Source organism: Caballeronia sordidicola (assembly GCF_002220365.1).
Classification (GTDB): domain Bacteria; phylum Pseudomonadota; class Gammaproteobacteria; order Burkholderiales; family Burkholderiaceae; genus Caballeronia; species Caballeronia sordidicola_C.
On the sequence record NZ_MTHB01000183.1, the window covers coordinates 1 to 6364 of the forward strand.

General features: G+C 56.1%; 8 protein-coding genes and 1 pseudogene. 6 read left to right on the forward strand and 3 right to left on the reverse strand.

Going from position 1 to position 6364, the window contains the following annotated elements; translation table 11 throughout:
* From BSU04_RS25985 to BSU04_RS45705, 6 genes and pseudogenes are all read left to right on the forward strand, one after another.
* Positions 1–264 (forward strand): integrase core domain-containing protein (locus tag BSU04_RS25985; RefSeq protein ID WP_256982552.1); only part of this gene is annotated, 264 nt, incomplete at its 5' end.
* Between the two features lie 42 nt (positions 265–306).
* Positions 307–735 (forward strand): annotated as a pseudogene (locus tag BSU04_RS25990) (IS66 family transposase); the annotation flags it as partial.
* 73 nt (positions 736–808) lie between these two features.
* The gene (locus tag BSU04_RS48910; protein ID WP_089163267.1) at positions 809–1333 is read left to right on the forward strand and encodes a transposase; all 525 of its coding nucleotides are present in this window, start codon (positions 809–811) and stop codon (positions 1331–1333) included.
* Positions 1309–1662 carry an IS66 family insertion sequence element accessory protein TnpB gene (gene tnpB / locus BSU04_RS26000; RefSeq protein ID WP_089163268.1) on the forward strand — a complete coding sequence of 118 codons (354 nt, stop codon included), beginning with the start codon at positions 1309–1311 and terminating at the stop codon, positions 1660–1662. The genes BSU04_RS48910 and tnpB overlap by 25 nt, the downstream gene beginning before the upstream one ends.
* 30 nt (positions 1663–1692) lie before the next feature.
* The gene (tnpC, locus tag BSU04_RS26005; RefSeq protein ID WP_089163269.1) at positions 1693–3273 is read left to right on the forward strand and encodes an IS66 family transposase; all 1581 of its coding nucleotides are present in this window, start codon (positions 1693–1695) and stop codon (positions 3271–3273) included.
* Between the two features lie 39 nt (positions 3274–3312).
* The gene (locus tag BSU04_RS45705; protein WP_144021356.1) at positions 3313–3477 is read left to right on the forward strand and encodes a transposase domain-containing protein; all 165 of its coding nucleotides are present in this window, start codon (positions 3313–3315) and stop codon (positions 3475–3477) included.
* Between the two features lie 485 nt (positions 3478–3962).
* Here the strand turns inward: BSU04_RS45705 and BSU04_RS48915 are convergent, their stop codons facing one another.
* From BSU04_RS48915 to BSU04_RS46645, 3 genes are all read right to left on the reverse strand, one after another.
* A complete protein-coding gene (locus BSU04_RS48915) occupies positions 3963–4214 on the reverse strand; it encodes a hypothetical protein (protein WP_179258450.1) in 252 nt (83 codons plus the stop codon).
* Positions 4215–4488: 274 nt separating this feature from the next.
* Positions 4489–5148: a glycine zipper 2TM domain-containing protein gene (locus BSU04_RS26020; RefSeq protein ID WP_089163272.1), complete on the reverse strand. Its 660-nt coding sequence runs from the start codon at positions 5146–5148 to the stop codon at positions 4489–4491.
* Positions 5149–6155: 1007 nt separating this feature from the next.
* The coding region (locus BSU04_RS46645; RefSeq protein WP_218827352.1) for a hypothetical protein at positions 6156–6364 on the reverse strand (209 nt) is incomplete at its 5' end.

Sequence of the window (6364 nt, forward strand, 5' to 3'; positions counted from 1 at the left end):
GAGCGACTGTGGCGCAACGTCAAGCACGAGGACGTGTATTTGAACGGATATGAAACGATGGGCGAGCTCACGCTCGGCATGACGCGTTACTTCGATTTTTACAATAGCGAACGACCGCACCAGTCACTGGACTACCAAACACCTAACATCGTGTACGCGAGCGGGCATGGTGGCGGCGCTCTCATCGTCGACAAGTTTGGCTCTGGAAAAGAAAAAACAGGGCAGCGCTGTTCCGCTGCAAGCGTGGATCTGAGTACAGCTTAAATCCAATCAAAAGCTGTCTTGACGAACGGGTCCACTTTAGTCTTGCCAAAAGAGGCGCACGGGATGCACCAGCCGGCCACGCAGTTTCTTCATTTGATTGGCAAACTGTATGCAGCCGAAGCACGGGCACGTAAAGCACCACAACGATGCGCACGCCTACGCCGGCGCTACAGCCGCGTGGTGCTCGAGCAGATCAAGGCGTTGCTGGATCAGCACCTGGAGACGACGCTGCCCGGCGGAAAGCTTGGCCAGGCGCTGGGCTATCTCGGCAATCAGTGGTCGAAGTTGTGTCGTTACGTTGAAAACGAAACCTGGCCAATTTGTAATAACGCCTGTGAAAATTCAATCAGACCGTTTGTCGTCGGAAGAAAAAATTGGCTCTTTAGTGACACGGTGGCGGGCGCCAAGGCAAGTCTCAACCTGTACTCGCTAATCGAAACCTGCAAGGCCAACGACATTGATAGTAAGCGATCCATATCTGGCGACCTACCATCCGGGGAAATAGGCGAGGAGCATGGGTCCACCAACGTGAAGGTGGACACCTATGCCAGACCAACACTCAGAGTTAAGAGTAATTCGTCGCAGCCAAGACGGGCGTCGTCGATACGACGAGAAGAGTAAGCGTGCACTTGTCGAGGCGGCGCTATCCCCGGGTGTGTCGGTTGCCCGGATCGCGCAGCAGCACGAAATCAACGCCAACCTACTACGCAAGTGGATCACGAAATATCTGATGGAGCGAGAAAAAGGCATCTCGCCGGCATCGCAGAACGACGGTCTGGATGGCGGAGCCCAATTGGCCTTCGTTGAGGAGGCGGACGGAGTTTGCATCGACATCCGCGGCGCCCGCAAAGACCCCGTTGTTGCGGACTCGCCTAACGCATTCGTGCCTGTCGTTTCAACGACGAAGGCGTTGCCGCCTGCACCCTCAGTATCATCGATGACGTTCTCGTTGCATGTACGGCTAGCCAATGGCGTGGAGTTTGATCTCGGCAAACCCACCATTGATGAGTTGAGCGCCGTCGTCCAAATGCTGGGGAGGATGCCGTGTTTCGGTTCGACGAAAACCTGAAGGTCTATGTGCACCGTGACGCTGTCGACTTTCGCTTCGGTATGAACAGTCTGTCGATTCTCGTCGAGCAGGCCATGCGTCTGAACCCGATGGATTCATCTCTTTACGTGTTCGGAAACAAGCGTCATGATCGAATCAAGATTCTCGCCTGGGACGGCAATGGATTCTGGCTCATGACGAAACGTCTGGAGTCTGATCATTTTGCATGGCCCGACAGCGAGGCCACGATCGTGACGCTTTCGGTAGAGCAATTACATTGGCTCATCGAGGGCATCGACATTACTGCAGTCCAGCGGCATCCGAAGCGAAATTATGCGCGCGTGAGCTGAACACGACGTTGGTATTGCTGTCTAAGTAGTATGCCGATCAATGTGACCATCGACGCCGACGAACTTAAAGCGTTGCTCGCGATACGCGAGGAACACGCGGCTCTTTTACTCGAGAGCGACAAGCTTCGCAGCACACTGCGTCTGGTAAGCGCAGAGCGAGACCTTGCAGAAGAACGACTACGTGCCTACCGTCGTGAACTGTTCGGCGCGAAAAGTGAAGCACGCGAATTGGACCAGCTAGGCTTGTTCAACGAAGCCGAAGCACTTGCTGCAAACACGACACCCGCGCAAGAAGATACATCAGAGACCACGGCCGGCGCGCTCAAGCGTAAAAAACGCGGCCATCGCAAACCCCTCGATCCTGATCTGCCGCGTGAGGTCGTGCGCCATGAACTCGCCGAAGCCGAACGCTTCTGCGCTAACGACGGCCACGCGCTTGTCGAGATCGGCGTCGAGACCAGCGAGCAGCTCGACGTGATCCCCGAACAGGTTCGCGTCATTCAGCACCAACCCGTCAAGTATGCTTGCCCATGTTGCGATCTCGGCATCAAAGTCACGCCGGCGCCGCTACGCATCATCCCGCGCGGGCTTTTAACCGAGTCCGCTCTCGCGTGGATCGCCACCGGCAAGTATCAGTTCGGCATGCCGATCTATCGCCAGGCCGGATTGCTGCGGCGCTTTGGCGGTGACATCTCATCAAACACACTCGCCGCGAGCATGGTCCGCGTTGGCCTCGCAACGCAGCCTGTGATCAACCTGATGCGTGACATGCTTCTTGACGCGGAATTGATCTACTGCGACGAGACGACGTTCCAAGTCTTGAAGGAGCAAGGGCGCAAGCCGGAAACGAAAAGCTACCTCTGGGCACAGATGACCGGTTCGGGGATCCCAATACGATGCTTCACCTATACGCCTGGCCGTGGCGCTAAGTTAGCTGATAAATTGTTTGCCGGTATTCGCCAAGGCGCGGTTCTGATGACCGATGGATACGAACCCTACAACGGCATCTCCGAACAGTATCAACTTGTGCATCTTGGATGCTGGGCTCATTCGAGAAGGTACTTTGTGAAGGCCGAAGACAACGTACCCAAAGCAGCGCGTTCTTCAGATCTGCTTGCCACGCGTTTTATTAGATTGATCGGCAAATTGTTCGCGGCCGAAGCGCGCAGTGAAACATGGACGGCTGAGAGACGACAGCGATTGAGGCAACGGTACAGCGCTCGCGTCCTCAATGTCATAGAAAATCTTAGACTTGAGCAATCGTCTGGCGTCGTACCACAAAGCTTGCTCGGCAAAGCACTGACTTATTTACGTGAGCAGTGGCCAAAGCTGACCCGTTACGTCAGCAACGGCGACTGGCCCATATCAAATAACCCCTGCGAGAATTCCATTCGGCCCTTTGTCGTTGGACGCCGCGGATGGATGTTCGCAGACACCGTCGACGGCGCGAACGCGAGCGCCAATATCTATACGTTGGTCGAAACGTGCAAGGCCAACGGCATCGACCCCTACTCTTACCTCACCTGGCTATTCCAGCGTCTGCCACTCGCAGAGAACGTCGATGACTACGACGCGCTCTTGCCTTGGAAAATGCCTGCCGATCCTCGCTGATCCCCTCGCTACACTACATTACGCTTCCTCGTGCTCTCTTTGAGAGACGTCGCTAATGGATCGCTTACCATTGATATATATCGGTATCTGGTCGATCTGTTCAAGGCGTTGCCGTATGCGAAAGTCGCGGACGATTACGAAGCACTGCTGCCCTGGAAGCTTGGCAAGCCCGCTCGTAAGCCGACCGTTTGCTCGCTAACCTAACTGACGTAACACCGCAACGGGCGGGTTCGTTGACCGCTTACGTCAAAGACGTGAGAAACATCGCAACAGTAGCGATAGAATTTTTTGCGCGCAAACAGGCCGCTTAAAAATTTCCAGCGGAGCGCTTAAAAACAGACGTCTTTGCAATGATGAGCTACAAGTGCCTGTCAAAAACAGCCGTCGAAACGTGTCGCGACCGAAATATTTGCTGCCTTAGCTCCAAAGCACTCGAAAAGGAAGTCGCTCGGACTCGATTTGACCCAGAAGACCCCGTGAGCGTCCAAGGTGCGATCGAGCACGTGGAGCACACCATTGATGCGCAAATCGCGCCCTTTCGTGACCGGCCAGGTCGTGCCACATATACCGGTTCCTTCCATACGCGGACCAGGCCACACGACCCGTAAGGGTAAAACGCCGGTGCTCGATGCGCCCGAAACGCGGCACCTAGTGCATCCAACCGTAGAGATGCCTCTGACAATGAGGCGCTATTTCAGGTTGCTTGGGTCAATAACCTGTTGCCGACTAAAAGCCGCGGCACATTTGGAAACTTTCAACACGACAAAGAATTTGTCAAAGCGAACCGGTTCAATCGTGATCGTCTTGGCCGTGCCACTTACGTTCGTCGCGCCCGCCATCACGGTGGTCGCGGTCGTGCCATCGACGCTCCTCCCATTCACGCCGATGCCATTCACGTTCGCGCCAATCGCCACCATCGTCCGGGTATCTCGGGACGCCATATACGGTGCCAGGCTGAGGACCATAGATCACTGGCGGAGCCCCATAGACCACGGGTGGGGGCCCATACACTACGGGAGGGGGGGCAACATATTGCGGTGCAGGTGCGTAAAAACCGATTCCTACATCTACATGGGCAAAAGCCGCAGTCGATGTCCCTGCCGTTGCGATAAAAATAGCCGTGAGCAATGCGGATTTCATTGTGGTAACCACCCTGATATTTTATTGTCGCCGCAAAGTACCTTGTGCGCCACGGCAAAGAGACGCCGCAGGGATTTACGACGCGCTCAATCGGTCGCCCGAGACATGCACACGCTGACCAACCTGAAACTCAGGCTCGGCTTGGTAACTAAAATTGCGATAGCTCCCATCGCCCATACGCACCTGCACGTCATAGCTCGTTGCTTTGTGCACAGCGTGTTCTACCGTGTTTCCAGCAAGCCCCCCGCCCAGTGCACCCACCACGGTCGCCGCAGTCCGACCACGTCCATTACCGACTTGAGTGCCCGCAAGGCCGCCGAGCACGGCGCCCCCTAGCGCGCCAAGTCCTGTGGTGGGCTCCGCCGTCCGTACGACGTTAACAGCAACAACCTCGCCTGTGTACGGGTCTGCGAGAGGCGCGCGGGTGGCTTCCGTTGGCGCCCGGTCTCTTTCATTTGTAGCGTCATAGTGGTGATGGGGCGCCGGGAGTGCTGAGTCGGCCGCCTGTTTCGGTGGTGCTTGTTTCGAGGCGCTAGACCCAGAAACCTGCCCCTCCACCAACGGCGTCGTCACCGGCGCGGGAACAGCCTTTGACGTTGGAAGAATGCCTGTCAGCGCGGCGACGCCAACTCCGCTTGCCAAAATCACGGCCACCGCCGCCGCAGCAACGAGGGGATGAATGCGACTGCGTTGCGGCTGGGGAAAGTTCAGATTTTCGCTTATGGCGATCTCCATTGATTGACACGTCTCGATACAACGCCGCAATGCGATCGTCGGTTCACTGCTCGTGTGTTTGTTTTGTAACTAAGTGTGGGGCCGTTCTCTCACGAGGATGAAGCACACTCCAACAAATTAATCCTTGATCGCTTGGACTGGCTTCATCGGTCAGCATCGGGCGCCACGCTGATAAATGCAAAGCGCCCAACCTTAACGGGCGTGCCGACGGCAAGAGCTCGGCAATTTGATTCCGTTGCACCCTTACGGCAACAGCCACGGAAGGGTGCATGACCTCAAGATTGAAGCTTCAAGTCAGGAGACGATCTCGGAGATGTCCAGGAGCCATTGCCTCCCCGGCCTAGCGGCCGGTCACGGACATGCGCTGCATAGACTGGCAGCGTTGCGGTAGGGGCGATGCTCTCGTCCGTGATATTCAGTTTTACCAATCGACCATTTTTCAGATAGGGCTCCACGACAACGGGCGGCATCTTGCACCAGCCAAAACCCGCAAGTAGAAAATCGAGCCTGCGTGCCAGTATCTACGAATCGCCAGATCCGACTGCCGGCAACCCCGTAACTGGAACCATCGGCGCCGTGAGCATTTGATAGTACTGTCCACTGTAACGGCACGCCGAGAAGAAACTTTAGGAGCCCGGATGGCTCGGTGACGTGAACGCGTCGCGACGCATTCGCAGAAAGGGCACGCGGTTGTCCAGAAGCGGATAGATATTGGGCGGTTTTAAGTGAGACGGGTACCAGGCGCGAGGCGTGGGACAAACTTTAGGTGAAGTTAGGAGCGTAGCAAGACAATGCCATGTTGCTGGATGGTCAGGTAGATTTCCTTACAAATATTACAAATCTATTTTTCATGGTCACCCTTCCGGCGGCGGTGGCTTCGGTGCAAATAGCGGGCGTGGTTCAAAATCCGTGCTTTTTGCGTTACACAGACGTGCTGATTCGTCCTGCGTTTTCAAGCAGGATTAATATGGAATGCAAATCAGTGTGAGGTCCGCGACCTCACACGATCAAGTTTGCCGAGGCTGAAGCGGACCGAGTCCGAGTAGTGTCAGCCAGTGCGGATGGTCCTGGCCGGTCATCGCTTCACGCGGACTTTTGCCGAGCCGCTCGCTGCACCGGCTGCGCATGAAGCGACGGTGATTGAAGAAGAACTGCAGCAGGCCCAGCCAGGCGCGGCTACCGTTCAGATGGCGCCGCAGCGTCAGGCAGTTGCGCA